The organism is Brevibacterium pityocampae (assembly GCF_039541555.1).
Classification (GTDB): Bacteria; Actinomycetota; Actinomycetes; order Actinomycetales; family Brevibacteriaceae; genus Brevibacterium; species Brevibacterium pityocampae.
The window spans coordinates 165,956-180,404 of record NZ_BAABGL010000003.1 but is presented as its reverse complement, the minus strand read 5'-3'; the positions used below and the strand labels follow the sequence as shown (position 1 = coordinate 180,404).

Annotated in this window: 12 protein-coding genes and 1 riboswitch; of the genes, 5 read left to right on the top strand and 7 right to left on the bottom strand. The window is 72.7% G+C overall.

The window, feature by feature from the left end:
* The first annotated feature begins 184 nt into the window (after positions 1–184).
* Positions 185–850 carry a hypothetical protein gene (locus ABD883_RS04120; protein WP_345030063.1) on the top strand — a complete coding sequence of 222 codons (666 nt, stop codon included), beginning with the start codon at positions 185–187 and terminating at the stop codon, positions 848–850.
* Between the two features lie 18 nt (positions 851–868).
* Here the strand turns inward: ABD883_RS04120 and disA are convergent, their stop codons facing one another.
* The 4 genes from disA to ABD883_RS04100 all read right to left on the bottom strand — a co-directional run bounded on the left by disA (position 869) and on the right by ABD883_RS04100 (position 7,067).
* Positions 869–1,981: a DNA integrity scanning diadenylate cyclase DisA gene (disA, locus tag ABD883_RS04115; protein ID WP_345030061.1), complete on the bottom strand. Its 1,113-nt coding sequence runs from the start codon at positions 1,979–1,981 to the stop codon at positions 869–871.
* 274 nt (positions 1,982–2,255) lie between these two features.
* Entirely contained in the window at positions 2,256–3,662 is a 1,407-nt protein-coding gene (radA, locus tag ABD883_RS04110) for a DNA repair protein RadA (protein WP_247618254.1), read from the bottom strand.
* 500 nt (positions 3,663–4,162) lie between these two features.
* Positions 4,163–5,725: an L-piperidine-6-carboxylate dehydrogenase gene (amaB, locus tag ABD883_RS04105; RefSeq protein ID WP_345030058.1), complete on the bottom strand. Its 1,563-nt coding sequence runs from the start codon at positions 5,723–5,725 to the stop codon at positions 4,163–4,165.
* 169 nt (positions 5,726–5,894) lie between these two features.
* A complete protein-coding gene (locus ABD883_RS04100; RefSeq protein WP_345030056.1) occupies positions 5,895–7,067 on the bottom strand; it encodes an NAD(P)/FAD-dependent oxidoreductase in 1,173 nt (390 codons plus the stop codon).
* Positions 7,068–7,385: 318 nt separating this feature from the next.
* Here ABD883_RS04100 and ABD883_RS04095 point away from each other — a divergent pair, with 318 nt between their 5' ends.
* The 4 genes from ABD883_RS04095 (at position 7,386) to ABD883_RS04080 (ending at position 10,819) form a co-directional block, all read left to right on the top strand.
* Entirely contained in the window at positions 7,386–8,309 is a 924-nt protein-coding gene (locus ABD883_RS04095) for a LysR family transcriptional regulator (protein WP_345030053.1), read from the top strand.
* A 199-nt stretch (positions 8,310–8,508) separates the two neighbouring features.
* Positions 8,509–9,195, top strand: a complete 687-nt coding sequence (locus ABD883_RS04090; RefSeq protein WP_345030051.1) for a class I SAM-dependent methyltransferase — start codon at positions 8,509–8,511, stop codon at positions 9,193–9,195.
* Between the two features lie 185 nt (positions 9,196–9,380).
* A complete protein-coding gene (locus ABD883_RS04085; protein ID WP_247618259.1) occupies positions 9,381–10,001 on the top strand; it encodes a hypothetical protein in 621 nt (206 codons plus the stop codon).
* Positions 9,998–10,819, top strand: coding sequence for a class I SAM-dependent methyltransferase (locus ABD883_RS04080; RefSeq protein WP_345030048.1), 822 nt, complete (start codon positions 9,998–10,000; stop codon positions 10,817–10,819). The genes ABD883_RS04085 and ABD883_RS04080 overlap by 4 nt, the downstream gene beginning before the upstream one ends.
* A 200-nt stretch (positions 10,820–11,019) precedes the next feature.
* Here the strand turns inward: ABD883_RS04080 and ABD883_RS04075 are convergent, their stop codons facing one another.
* Genes ABD883_RS04075 through ABD883_RS04065 form a run of 3 tightly spaced genes read right to left on the bottom strand, consistent with a single transcriptional unit; the run spans position 11,020 to position 14,086 of the window.
* Positions 11,020–11,799, bottom strand: coding sequence for an energy-coupling factor transporter transmembrane component T family protein (locus ABD883_RS04075; RefSeq protein ID WP_101652287.1), 780 nt, complete (start codon positions 11,797–11,799; stop codon positions 11,020–11,022).
* Positions 11,796–13,331 carry an ABC transporter ATP-binding protein gene (locus tag ABD883_RS04070; RefSeq protein ID WP_345030044.1) on the bottom strand — a complete coding sequence of 512 codons (1,536 nt, stop codon included), beginning with the start codon at positions 13,329–13,331 and terminating at the stop codon, positions 11,796–11,798. The genes ABD883_RS04075 and ABD883_RS04070 overlap by 4 nt, the downstream gene beginning before the upstream one ends.
* An 8-nt stretch (positions 13,332–13,339) precedes the next feature.
* Positions 13,340–14,086 (bottom strand): ECF transporter S component, encoded by a 747-nt coding sequence (locus tag ABD883_RS04065; protein ID WP_295689885.1) that lies wholly within the window; start codon positions 14,084–14,086, stop codon positions 13,340–13,342.
* A 28-nt stretch (positions 14,087–14,114) separates the two neighbouring features.
* Positions 14,115–14,219, bottom strand: a riboswitch (TPP riboswitch).
* Positions 14,220–14,449 lie beyond the last annotated feature (230 nt).

Genomic DNA, 14,449 nt, shown 5'->3' with positions numbered 1-14,449 from the left:
GAGCGGCACCGGCCGGAGCAGCGGCTCGGCAGGCGGGCGCTCCGCCTCAGCGCAGTCTAGTGGCCGCACGTCCACCGGCCCCCGTTCGTCCGGCGCCGGACCGGCCGCGAACCGGGCCCGAGGTGCGCGCACCTCGGCGACCGGAGGCGGCTCGGGCAGTGGGCGCGGAGGCGGTGGCCAGGGCATGGATGCCGTGTACCGTCGCCGCCGGATGACCGTGGCCGTGCTCGGTCTGATCATCCTCGCCGTCATCGTCGGTGCGACCATCGTCATCGTCCAGGCGCTGCGGTCCCCGTCCGAGGATCCCGCCCCCGTCGCGGAGCCGACGGAGACCGCGGAGCCCACCGCGCCCATGCCCACCGGCGACGACGCGAGCGGAGCCTGCCCGACGGAGGCGGTGACCGTGGGGGCGGCGACCAATGAGGAGTCCTACGACCCCGGGGCGAGCGCCACCCTCGAGCTCATCGTCACGAACACCCACGACGCCGCCTGCCGGATCGCGGTCGGCACGAGCGAGCAGACCTTCACCGTCCGCAAGGACGGGGAGACGGTGTGGAGCTCGGAGTATTGCGCGGACCCCGAGGCCGACGGCGACGCCGCCGAGGCCGAGGTCGTGTTCGCCGCCGGGTCGGAGAAGCGCGCGGCGCTCAAGTGGACCGTGGAGCCCGTGGACAAGAACTGCAACCGCATGGCCGAGGGCTTCGAGGGCGGGAAGTACGAGCTCGTGACCTCGCTGGGGGAGACGGAGAGCGAACCCGTCGAGTTCGAGATCACCGCCCCGGAGCCCACCGAGGAGCCGTCCGAGGAATCCGTCGAGGAGGACTCCGGCGAGGAGGACTCCGGCGAGTGACCGGAGCCGCGCCGGGCCTCAGCTCTCGGTCGCCTCTTCCACGATCCGGTTGAGGCCCTCGCGCACGATCCGTGCCCGGTGCTCGCCCACGCCCTCGACCGATTTGAGCTCGGTGACGTCGGCGGCGAGGAGCTCGGTGAAGCGACCGAAGTGCTCGGCCAGCCGCTCGACGACGAGCGAGGGGACGCGTCGCATCGAGGACAGCACCCGGTAGCCGAGCGGGTAGACGTGGCGGTCGAGCGATTCGCTCGCCGCCGAGGAGCCGATCGAGCGGGCGACGACGTCGATGTCGACGAGCTCGCTGCCGGACAGGCGGGAGAGGTTGCGCATGACGTCGTCGATCTCCCCGTGCTCGGGGATCGCATCGATGTAGTCGCGCAGCAGGTTGAACTGGACGTTGCCGAACGAACCCATGAGCTCCTCGTGCTGGAGCGTGACGAGCCGTCCGTCCTGCCCGAGCTCGAGGATGTAGGTGGAGATCTCCGCGGAGATCCGGCGCACCATCTCCTGGCGCTGGAGGACGACGAGGACGTCGGCGAGCGTGGCGCGGTCGACGACTTCGAGGTAGGTCAGCGTGCCGGTGACCTCGTCGAGCCGCGCCTTGTAGCGCTCGAGCGTGTCGAGGGCCTGGTTGGCGTGGGACAGGATCCGGTCGGACACCTGGAGGACGTGCCGGGAGTTGTGGACGTAGATCTGCACGATCTGCATCGACTGGCTCACCGAGATCACCGGGAACCCGGTCTGCTTGGCCACGCGCTCGGCGGTGCGGTGGCGGGTCCCGGACTCGCTCGTGTCGATCGCCGGGTCGGGGAGCAGCTGGACGCCGGCGGAGTGGATGCGCGAGGCGCCGCGGTCGAGGACGATCGCCCCGTCCATCTTCGCGAGCTCGCGCAGCCGGGTGGCGGAGAACTTGATGTCGATGGGGAAGCCGCCGGTGGAGATCGACTCCACGGTGCGCGAGCTGCCGAGCACGATGAGCGCACCGGTGCGCCCGCGCAGGATCCGCTCGAGGCCGTCGCGGAGCTCCGTCCCGGGGGCGGCCGCGGCGAGGGTGGAGAGGAGCAGATCGCCGCTCGCCCGGTCCTCCTCCGACTGGGGGTCGAGGATGTGCGGATTGGAATGGGTGCGCACCGGCAAGGCCTTTCGGAGCAAGGGGGAGGACCCCTCCAGCCTATCGATCAGGGGTGCGGTACGACCGGTGCTGCAGGTAACGAATGGGGTTCGAAACTGTATCGATACCGACAACCCGGCTTGCGGTCGGCGGCGGCACGCGAGCGACCACCCCGCTGGGGTCGGGGTCGGAACTCAAGCGCGTACCCACGACTTCTGCGCCCGGCGCCACGCCTGCGCTCACACCTCCTGCGCCTGCGCCCACCTACACTGCGCCCACCTACACCACGCCCACCTACACTGGTGCCTCCTGTCCCGGCGCTCGGCTGCCCTTCCACACCGGCCGGGTCTCCTCGGCGCCGGTGAGCACGACGTCGATCGCATCGATGACCGTCTCGCACTCCTTGACCCGCATCCCCGCCGGGACCGCGACGTTCTCCAGCGCCCCGCGCGCCACGACGGCGTTCGTCACCCCGAGTCGGGCGGCCTCGGCCAGCCGGAGTCCGACGTTCGGGACATTGCGGATCTCCCCGGACAGGCTGATCTCACCGATCGCCACGAGTCGCGAGTACAGCGGGCGGTCGACGGCGGCGGACACGAGCGCCAGGCACACCGCGAGGTCCGCTGCCGGTTCGCTCACCCGCACTCCGCCGACGGTCGCGACGAACACGTCGTGCTTGCCGAGCTTGGTGTACTTCGAGGTCACCGCGATGTTCATCGCCACCCGGTTGCCGTCGACCCCGCTCACGGTGCGCCGCGGATTGCCCGCCGCGGACTCCTCGACGAGCGCCTGCACCTCGACGACCATCGGCCGGCGGCCCTCCTGGCTCACCGCCAGGCACGTGCCCGGCGCACGCGTGTTCGACCGCGACAGGAACAGCCCGGAGGGATCGGCGAGGCTCTCGATCCCGGTCTCCGTCATGTCGAAGCAGCCGACCTCGTCCGCGGGGCCGAACCGGTTCTTCGTGGTCCGCAGCAGGCGCAGCCGCGAATGCCGGTCGCCCTCGAAGGAGCACACGACGTCGACGAGGTGCTCGAGCAGGCGGGGCCCGGCGACCGTGCCCTCCTTGGTGATGTGGCCGACGAGGATCGTCGGGATGCCGTGGTCCTTGGCCGCGCGGATGACCCCGGCGGCGACCTCGCGCACCTGGGTGACACCGCCGGGCACGCCCTCGACATCGCTCGAGGCGAGAGTCTGCACCGAGTCGATGACGAGGAGGTCGGGCTTCTCCGAATCGATCATCCCGAGCACGACGCCGAGGTCGGTCTCCGCGGCGAGGAGGAGCGAGTCCTCGAGTGCGCCGATCCGCTCCGCGCGCAGTCGCACCTGCCCGGCGGACTCCTCGCCGGACACGTAGAGCGCCCGGGCCGAGGCGCGCGCCGCCCGGGCGGCCACGTCGAGCAGCAGGGTCGACTTGCCGACCCCGGGCTCGCCGGCGAGCAGGATCACCGCGCCGGGCACGAGGCCGCCGCCGAGCACCCGGTCGAACTCGCCGACCCCGGTGGGCCGGGCACGGGCCAAGGTGCCGTCGACCCCGGTGATGGGGGCGGCGCGACGGCCGGCCGGGGCGGCCTTCGCCTTCGTGCGCACGGACGTGGCGGCCGGGCCGGTCTCCTCGAGGGTGCCCCAGGCCTGGCACTGGGGGCAGCGGCCGAGCCACTTGGGGTTCGAATGACCGCATTCGGTGCAGGTGTATGCCATGGCCCTCAGTCTGGCACGCACCCCGGACACGGCACCTCGGCTCGGGCCCGGCGACCACCTTGCAGCGACCCGCCGCGGGCGAGGCGACCACCTCGGACCCGGCGATCCGCCTCGGGGACGGGGGTCAACGAACTCGGTGGTCCACCTCGGACTCGACAGCGCACCCGGACACGACGATGCCGCCGCTCCCGGACGGAGCGGCGGCATCGGTGGGCCGTAGAACGCAGCGGCGTCAGGTGTTCCGGAGTCGGTTCAGTGCGCTTACCGGCGAGTATCCGCACTGGAATGACTCGGGAATCGTGGAACCGCACTGGAGTGACCCAGTAACCGGGGAACCGCACTGGAGTGACCCTGGAATCGTGGAACCGCACTGGTGTGGCCCGGGAACCGGGAAACCGCAGTGGAACGACCCGCGAACCGGGGAACCGCACTGGAATGCCCCGGAAGCCCCCCCTACCTGGGAACGGGGCAACCGCGCCCGCCTGCCCGGGAGCCCCGGCTCAGAGGAACTCGACGCCCTGGGCCAGCGGCAGCTCACCGGAGTAGTTGACGGTGTTCGTCGCCTGGCGCATGTACGCCTGCCAGGAGTCGGTGCCGGACTCGCGCCCGCCGCCGGTCTCCTTGTTGCCGCCGAACGCCCCGCCGATCTCCGCACCCGAGGTGCCGATGTTGACGTTCGCGATCCCCGTGTCCGAGCGGGCGATGAATCGCTCCGCCTCGGACAGGTCGGAGGTGAACACCGCCGAGGACAGCCCCTGCGGCACCGCGTTGTTGAGCTCGATCGCGGCATCGAAATCGGTGTACTCCATGACGTAGAGGATCGGCGCGAAGGTCTCGTCCTCGACGATCTCCGTCTGACCCGGCATCCGCACGACGGCGGGCTCGACGTAGTAGGCGTCGGCCGCGGCATCGGCGAGCACGCGGGTGCCGCCGCACAGCACCTCGCCGCCCTGCGCCTGTGCGGCTTCGAGCGAGGCCTGCATCTTCTCGTAGGACGCCTGGTTGACGAGCGGTCCGACGAGCACGCCCTCGGCGGTCGGGGAGCCGATGCTCAGCGTGCCGTAGGCGGCGACGATCTTGTCGACGAGCTCGCCGGCGATGTCGGAGTGGACGATGAGGCGGCGCAGCGTCGTGCAGCGCTGCCCGGCGGTGCCGGCTGCGGCGAACACGACGCCGCGCAGCGCCAGATCGATGTCCGCGCTCGGGGTGACGATCGCGGCGTTGTTGCCGCCGAGCTCGAGAAGCGAGCGGCCGAACCGCTGCGCCACCCGCGGGCCGACCTCGCGGCCCATCCGCACCGAGCCGGTCGCCGACAGGAGCTCGACGCGCGGGTCATCGACGAGCGCCTCGCCGATCGCGCGCTCGCCGACGAGCAGCCCGTTGAGGCCGGCCGGGCCGCCCTTCTCCTCGATCGCGCGGGTCAGCAGCGCGTTCGCCCCGACCGCCGACAGCGTGGACACCTCCGAGGGCTTCCACACCACGGAGTCGCCGCAGATCAGGGCGAGCGCGGTGTTCCACGAGTAGACGGCGACGGGGAAGTTGAAGGCGGAGATGATGCCGACCACGCCGAGCGGGTGCCAGGTCTCCATGAGCCGGTGGCCGGGCCGCTCGCTCGGCAGGGTCTTGCCGAACAGCTGCCGGGACTGGCCGACGGCGAGCTCGCAGATGTCGATCATCTCCTGCACCTCGCCCGCGGCCTCGGAGGGGGTCTTCCCGGCCTCGAGGGTGACGAGCTTGGCGAGGTCCTCCTTGTGCTCGGTGAGAAGCTGGCCCCAGCGCTGCACGACCATGCCGCGCACCGGGGCGGGCACGTCGCGCCAGGCGAGGAACGCCTCGTGCGCCTTCCCGATCGTGTCAGCCGCGGACTCCGCGGTGTCCGCGGCCATCTGCCCGAGCACCTGGCCGGTGATCGGGGAGCGGAGCGTGATCGTGGACGACGCCTCGGCGCCGCCGGCGAGCAGCGCGTCGAGGTCGGCGCCGCACGCGGACAGGCCGCTGCGGGCAAGGTCGATGATCGCGTCCTCGGTGGGGAGGGCGGTCGTCGTGGAGTCGGGAGCGGTCATGGTGTGTCCTCTCTGGAGCGGTGTGCTCACGGTCGTGGAGCGGTCTGCTGTCATCGTGTCATGGCTCACAGGGAGCCGGTTCGGGGTGCGGGATCACCGGCGCCGAGGTGCCCTGCCGGTGGGGCCGGGCCGGCGCCGAGGTGCCCCGCGGCTCGGCCGACCCGGGCGCTCAGACGATGTTGAGCTCGACGCGGAGCTCATCGGTGCTGAAGCGGCCGACGCCCATCGGGCTGACGTCGACGAAGGGCTGTCGGCCCAGGTAGAGGTCGCGCATGACCTCGCCGACGGCCGGGCCCTGGAGGAAGCCGTGGCCGGAGAACCCGCAGGCGTAGAGGAAGCCGCTGATCTCCTCGGCCGAGCCGATGAGTGCGTTGTGGTCCGGGGTGCACTCGTAGAGCCCGGCCCAGCCGCTGCGCACGCACACGTCCTCGAGCGCGGGGGCGCGGCGGCTGATGAGCCCGGACAGGTGCTCCGCCCACTCGGGATCGCGGTGCATGTCGAACTCGCGCACGTCAGCGACCTCGGGCGCGCCCATGAGCAGTCCGTCGCCCTCGGAGTGGAAGTAGAACGAGGTGGAGAAGTCGATGGTGAACGGCAGCGACCGGGCGTCGAAGTCGACCGGCTCGGTGACCATGATCTGGCGACGCAGCGGCGTCACCGGCAGCTCGACGCCGGCCATCGCCCCGAGTGCCTGCGACCACACGCCGGCGGCGCACACCACGGTGTCCGTGGCGATCGGCCCGCGGCTCGTCTCCACCCCGGTGACCGCGCCGTCCTCCACGACGATGTCGGTGACCTCGGTGTGCTTGCACACGGTGACCCCGCGACGGCGGGCGGCGCGGGCGAACCCGGCGACGGCCGCCTCGGGCGTGCAGTGGGCGTCCTCCGGGTTGAAGGCCCCGGCGACCAGGCCGGTGGTGCTGATGATCGGGGACAGGGCGGCCGCCTCGGCGACGGAGACCATCCGCGAGGCCTGACCGAGCGACTGCTGGAGCGCGACATTGCGCTCGAAGGCGGCCGCGTCCTCGTCATTGTCGAGGAGGAACAGGTAGCCGCTCGTGACGAGGTCGATGTCGTGGTCGAAGTCGGTGGTGAATCGGCGGAACGTCTCGAGGCTGCGTGCCCCGAGGGCGATGTTGACCTCGTCGGAGAACTGCGAGCGGAGCCCGCCGGCCGCCTTCGAGGTCGAGCCGCTGCCGAGCTCGTCGCGTTCGACGAGGACGACGTCCTCGACTCCGGCCTCGGCGAGGTAGTGCGCTGTGGCCGCGCCCATGATGCCGCCGCCGATGACGACGACGGAGGCATGGGACGGGGCCACCTGGGGTGTCGATCCCGTGGTCATCGGTCCTCCCGCTGTGAAGGGAACTGTGCGCGGCGACCGGGTGCGGTCGTGCGCTGCTCGGATCCCGTGCGGTGACGGAGATCCGTGGTGCACAGCGATCCATGCCGCCCGGAGCCGTCTCCTGTGACGGAGATCACTGTTCCTTCATCGTGCGGTCTCGGCGAGGTTCAGACAAGCGATAGAACGTCAACAGTGCTATCAGTGATACTGAATCGCGCATAGGATTGATGCAGGGTCGGCTGGTGGGCGGTGGCCGGTGCGAGGTGCCGACGCTTGATGGATAGGGTGCCGCCCCCGGGGTGGTCAGGAGGAGCGGGGATGGCGCAGAGCGCGATGCAGGGTTCGATGAACTGGACTCTCGGCCAGCTGCGGACCTTCGTCGCGGTGGCCGACCACGGCACGATGACCGCCGCCGCCCGGGTGCTCGGCTACACGCCCGGGGCGGTGAGCCAGCACATGAGTGCCCTGCGACGGGTCGTCGGCACCGACCTCGTCGTGCAGTCCGGCCGCGGGCTCGCGCTCACCGAGACCGGGCAGCTGCTGCTCGGCCGGGCGCGCGCCGTGCTCGCCGCCGAGGAGCAGGCGGCCCAGGCGGTGCGCGGACGGGTGGAGGGCAGTCTCCACGGGGTGACGCTCGGGGTGTTCGGCTCCGCCTCGGTCGTGGCTTTCGGCCCGGCGGCCGCCAAGCTCTCCGGCTCCGGCATCAGCCTGCAGGCGCGCGAGGTCGACGTCGAGGTCATGCAGTCGGCCGTGCTCGAGGGCCGGATCGACGTGGGCATCGGGATCGACTACCCGTCCTCCCCGCTCGCCCCGCAGCGCGGACTCCTCATGCACACCATGCGCTCCGAGCGGTTCGGCGTCGTGGCCGCCGCCCACCTCCCCGACCCCACCGTGGAGGAGCTCGCCGCCGCGTCCTGGATCCTGCCGCGCAACGAGTCGACCTTCGGCCGCGCGATGCGCTTCGCGTGTGCGGAGCTCGGTTTCGCGCCGCGCGAATCCCACATCGTCGTCGACTCCGCGGTGGCGCTCGCGATGGTCGGCAGCGGCATGGGCTACACGCTCGCGACCCCGGTGATGATGTCGCTCGCGCCGAGCACCGCGCGGCTGGTCCCGGGGATCGCCGCCGGCGGCCGGCGGATCGTCATCATGGTGCACGAGCGGATGGCCGAGCAGCCGGCGATCGCCCACGTCGTCGACGTGCTCGGCGAGGTCTTCACCGAGCTCAGCCTCGCCGCCGACTGACCCGCCGCGCTCACCCGGCCCGAGGCGAGGGCAGGTTGGGCCTGGGTCGCGTGCGGCCTGGGTTGCCTGGGTTGAGGTCAACCCGAGGTGAGGGCGGCCTGGGTTGAGGGCGGGAAAGGGCGAGGGCAGGACGGGGCGCCGTGCGCAGCCGGCCCGCACGTCCCTCGGCGGTGTCCGCGGGAGTCCGTAGGATGGCGCCATGAGCTACACGCACAGGTGGGACGAGATGCGGGAGCGGGACCCGGAGCACTCCGCGCGCTACGTCCAGCGCTGGCGGGACCTCGCCGCCCAGGGGCTCGACCTCGACGGGGAGGCGCGGTTCGTCGACGCGCTCGCCGAGCGCGGCAGTCGGATCCTCGACGCCGGCTGCGGCACCGGCCGGGTGGGCGGATACCTCGCCGAGCGCGGTCACGAGGTCGTCGGCGTCGACCTCGACGACTACCTCATCGCCGAGGCGCAGGAGACCTATCCCGGCGCGGACTGGTACGTCGGGGACCTCGCCCGCTTCGATTTCGCCGCGCTCGACGAGGGGCGGGACATGCGGGACCTCGGTGCACATGCCTCCACCGACCTCCTCGGACGACCGGAGGCCGCCCCGGAGAGCGACCGGCCCGGCTTCGACGTCATCGTCTCCGCCGGCAACGTCATGACCTTCCTCGACCAGACCAGCCGCTCGGCGGTGATGGGCAATCTCGCCGGTGCGCTGCGCCCCGACGGCAGGCTCGTGTGCGGGTTCGGGGCCGGCCGCGGCTACGACTTCGACGACTTCGACGCCGACCTCGCCGCCGCCGGGCTCACGCTGATCCAGCGCTTCTCGACATGGACGCTGCGCCCCTTCACCGACCCGGGCGACTTCCTCGTCGCGATCGCCACCCCCGGACGTTGAGCGCGCCGGAAGCCCGCACGAGCAGCCGCCGCGCCTGCTGGGCGGCTCCCGCGGCTCCTGCACCGCAGCCTGCAGCATCCCGACCCGCAGTGCCCATCCCGGGGCGCCCGTCCCCCGGCTCCCAGCGCCCGACCCACAGTGTCCGTCCCACGACGCCTCTCCCACTCCACGGAGGACCGCACGCCATGACCACCCGGCCCGGCAGCACCGCCGCCATCGAATCCGCCACCGGCCTGCCGTGGTCGGAGATCAGCGCCGCCCTCGATGCCGCCGGCGGTGCGGACACCGATCACGCCGGGCTCGCCGCGGCCGCCCACACGCTGTTCCGGGGGAAGGTCGACAACGCCGGCTGGTGGGCGCAGAGCGCCGCCGTCGCCTTTGAGCAGCAGATCGGCCGCCGCCTCCCGGGCCAGGTGAGCGACGGCACCTTCCAGGTCAGCGTGTCGAAGACACTGCCCGGCGACCCCGCACAGGTGCTCGCCGCCGTCGAAACCCTCATGGCCGGCCGCACCGGGCTGGGTGGGGTCGACTTCGCGGAGGAGCCCACCACCTCGGGCACGGAGAAGTGGCAGTACTGGCGGGCGAAGCTCGCCGACGGCACCCGCGTGACCGCGACGATCGGCGCCAAGGCCCCGACCCGCGATCGGAAGCAGGCCGAGGGCGCAGCGGGCGAATCCGGCCGGGAGGCTGTCCGCAGTGCGGATGTGCGGAGCACTGCGGCCTTCCAGATCAGCAGACTGGGCAGCGCAGGCGCCGTCGAGGAATGGCGGGCCTGGTTCAAGGACCTGCTGAAGGAGCTGCGATGAGCGCACAGCCGAAGTACACCCACGGGTACGAGGAGTCGGTGATCCGTTCCCACTCGTGGCGCACCGCGCAGCGCTGCGCACCGGACCTGCTCGCACGCCTCGAGCCCGGGATGCGGATCCTCGACATCGGCTCCGGCGCCGGCACGATCACCTGGGACCTCGCCGGGCACGTGGCGCACGTGACCGCGGTGGAGCGGGCCGAGGAGAGCGCCGCCCTCACCCGTGCGGAGGCGCAGCGGCGCGGCGTCGACATGATCGACGTCGTCGTCGCCGACTGCCATGAGCTGCCCTTCGAGGACGCCTTCTTCGATGCCGTCCACATCCACCAGGTGCTCCAGCACGTCGCGGATCCGGTGACCGCACTCGCCGAGGCGATCCGCGTGGTCCGCCCGGGCGGCACCGTGTCCGTCACGGAATCCGACTACGCCGGCTTCCGCTGGCACCCCGAGTCCCCGGAGATCAGCCGCTGGCTCGAGCTCTACCGGGAGACGGCCCGGCGCAACGGCGGCGAGCCCGATGCCGGGGTGTTCCTCCGCGCCTGGACGAACGCCGCGGCCCCGCGGGTGCTCGGCCACGGGCCGGCCGCGGTCGACTACCTGTCCCGGCCGTGGGTGTTCGCGAACCCGGAGGACTGCGGCTGGTGGTCGCAGACCTGGGCCGACCGCGTCTCACGCACCGCGCTCGCCGAGGACATCGTGGCCTACGGGTTCGCCTCCCAGGAGGAGCTCGAGCGGATCGCCGACGGCTGGCGCAGCTGGTGCGAGGGCCCCGACGCCTGGTTCACCGTCGCCCACAGCGTCGCCCTCATCACCCGCTAGGTCGAACGCGCCCGCCACCCGGGGACCCGCGCCCTCACCTGGCCGCTCACTCGCGCGCCCTCACTGTCGAACTGCGGAGTATCCAGAGCGCAACGCGCAATTGCGCGCCTGTTTTCGGATACTCCGCAGTTCGGTCAGCCGCGCCGCACCGCCCGCGCCGCACCGCCCGCGCCCCCACGCCCCCGCGCCCCGGGCGCATCTCACACGATGAGGTTCCAGGAGCCCGTCGCGATCGCCGCGCCCACGGCGGTCGCGGCCATGAGCAGTGCCCCGGCGAGGAGCCCGAGGTCGCGCGCGGCGAAGCGCGAGGTCCTGGCCCAGGTGCGGCCCGGGGCCCCGAACGCGCGCCCCTCCATCGCCATCGCCAGGCGGGTGCCGCGACGGATCGCCTGGACCAGGAGGGCGAACATCACCGGGAAGAACGCGCCGAGGTGGGACAGCGGCCCGGAACCGCCGACCCCGCGCGCCCGCCGCGCCATCCGCAGCACCTGCCACTCCGCGATCCACAGGGAGACGAGCCGCCCGGCCGCGAGCGCCGCGAGCGCGAAGCGCTCCGACACGCGGAGCTTCTGGATGAGCCCGTCGGCCAGATCCGTGGGGTCGATCGTGGCGAGGAGCACGACCGCCGGCAGCGCGAGCGCCATGGTGCGCAGGCCGATCGCCGCCCCGGCCGTGAGCGAGTCCGCGGTGAGGAGCACCGGACCGAGGTCGACGACGGTCGCCCCGGTCTTCTCCGCCAACAGCGCAGTGCTCCAGCCGCCGGTGAGCGCGATGATCGGGAGGAACCACGTCCGGCCCACGACGGTGCGCCACGGCAGGCCGGCGAGCGGCAGGAGCGCGAGCTCGAGCAGGAGGAGCACCCCGGCGGACACGACGTCGACGCTGAGCAGGACGGCGAACATGAGGATGAACCCGGCCGCGAGCTTGGTTACCGGGTTGCAGCGCACGAGCGGCGTGGCCCGGGGTGCGAGTGTGCTCATGCCGCGCCCACCGCCGTGCGCGCCCTGACGGGGTGCTCGTGCGCCCCGAGCGCTGCGATGAACGGCTCGTCGTGGGACACGAGGAGGATCCCGGTCCCGCGGTCGAGCTCCGCGGTGAGCAGCAGGCGCAGCCCCTCCCAGGTCGCGGCATCCTGCCCGAACGTCGGCTCATCGAGGACGAGCAGGGGTGGGGAGCAGGCGAGCATGCACGCTACGGACAGCCGCCGCTTCTCCCCACCGGACAGGGTGTGGGGGTGGGCGCGGGCGAGGTGCGCGAGGCGCAGCACGCCGAGCAGCTCATCGACCCGGTCCCGGATCCGCGCCTCGGGGAGCCTGGCCCGGTGGAGTCCGAAGGCGAGCTCGGAGGCGACCGAGTCGGTGAGGAACTGGTGCTCGGGCTCCTGGAACACCGAGCCGATGCGGGTGACGAGCTCGCGCGAGCGCCACGCGGCCGGTTCCCGGCGGCGGGGGACCGGCCGGTGGGTGCGGAGCAGCGCGTCGGTCGCCCAGACCGCGCCGGCCGCCGGGCGCAGCAGCCCGCCGAGGGTGAGCGCGGTCGTCGACTTCCCCGCTCCGTTCGGCCCGACGAGCGCGGTCGCCGTGCCGGCGCAGAGCGTGAGGTCGATGCCGCCTGCGACGGGTTCCCGCCGGCCGGGACGGGTGACGGCCAGGTCGCGGGCGGTGAGCAGCGCCTCCCCTCCGGCGGCGGGCCGTCGTGCCGGTGGCGGGGGAGTGCCGGGGATGCGGACGCCTGCGGTGCGCAGCAGGTCGCGGAGCCCGGGGTCGGTGAGGAGGTCCGGGGTGCCATCGGCGACGATCCGCGACCGGTCGAGGACGACGACGCGGTCGACGTGATCGCACCACAGGTCCACCCGATGGTCGACGACGAGGAGCGTGGCCCCGGTGACCGCCTGCGCGCGGAGCGCGGCATCGCGCAGCACCGGAGCCGAGGCGGGGTCGATGTTCGCCGTCGGCTCGTCGAGTGCGATGAGCCCCGGTTCCATCGCGAGCACCCCGGCGAGCGCAAGGCGCTGCTTCTGCCCGCCGGACAGGGTGCGGGTGAGCCGGGCCCGCGCCTCGGCAGCGGCGGCCCCGCCCGGACCGAGGCCGACGGTGTGCAGCGCGGCGTCGACGCGCGGCCAGATGTCCTCGGGGTCGACCCCGAGGTTCTCCATCCCGAAGGCTGCGTCGTCCCCGGCCCGGGCGAGGATCACCTGGGATTCGGGGTCCTGGAGGACGAGCCCGGAGCGGCCGCGAGCCGGATCGGGGCGACGGCCGTCGACGAGCAGCTCCCCGGTGCGGTGCCCGGAGTCGGCCGGCAGCACTCCGGTGAGCGCGTGGAGGAGCGTCGACTTCCCCGAGCCCGATGCGCCGACGAGGAGCACCCGCTGACCGGCGGGCACGGCGAGGTCGATGTCGGTGAGGGCAGGCGCCTTCCGGCCGGCGTGCCGCCAGCCGTAGCCGCGGGCGGTGATGACCGCAGGCCCCCGAGCGGAGCTCACTGCCGGGGCCGGACGGCCGGTGGTGCGCATCGGCCGGCTCACACCTCGGCGGCGGTGCGGCCGGAGGCGAGCGGGGCGAGCACCCCGGTGCGGCGCAGCGCCCGGACCGCCAGCAGGGTGCCGCCCCCGGCGAGCACGAGCCCGGAGACGCCGGCCGCGGCGAGGTAGACGAGCTGCCAGGCCGGCTGCCATTCGGTGTTGTACATGAGGTTCTCGCCGAGGCCCAGGAACAGTCCGGCGCCGAGTCCGGAGAGCAGGGTGACGACCGGGCCGAAGCGGCGGTAGAGCAGGAGGAGGACGACGAGCTCGGCGCCGAGGCCCTGGAGCGCGCCGGAGATGAGGACCTGCATGCCCCACTGGGTGCCGAGCACGGCGGACACGGCGGCGGCGAGGATCTCGCAGTAGAGCGCGGCGCCGGGTCGGCGGATGATCATCGCGCCGAGCGGCCCGGCGAGCACCCACACGCCGGTGAGCAGGCCCGCGGCGGGCGGGAAGGCGAGGAACGGCAGCGAGAGCGTCGACCAGGCCGTCGACCACACCCAGAACACGACGCCCACCGCGACGCCGAGCACCGAGGCGACGACGATGTCGACGACCCGCCAGCGCAGACGGCTCGGCGGCGCGGGGTCCGGTTCCGGGGTGGGCGGATGCGCGTCTGCGCCCGAGGCCGAGGCCGGGGACGGAGCCGTGTCCGCGGGAACTCGGTCGGAGGAGACGGAGTCCGCGGGAGCAGTGTCCGCGGGAACCCGGTCCGCGGGTTCGGGGAATGACGATGACGGTGCCATGGTGGATCCTCCTGTGAATGGCAGGAGGGGATGAAGAGACTCGACTTCCTCCGGCGGTATGAACCGCGTCAGGTTCGAGGGTCTGCGATGCTCGCACTCTCAGCGCCCTGGTGGCGCTCCCCTGTCGTGAGGACGAGCATAGCGCAGAGGTGGGGTCCGTGCAGTCCGTGGGGGACTCGTGGACGGGGGGACCCGTGGACGAGAAGGCCCATGGACGGGAGGACCTATGTATGGGATGACGCATGGACGAACTGCGCGGTATCCGGAACGTGACGCGCAATTGCGCGCTCGGTCTCGGATACCGCGCAGTTCGAGGGGCGGGCTGCGCGCGAGGGCGCCGGGACCTCAGTGCTCAGGCCTCCA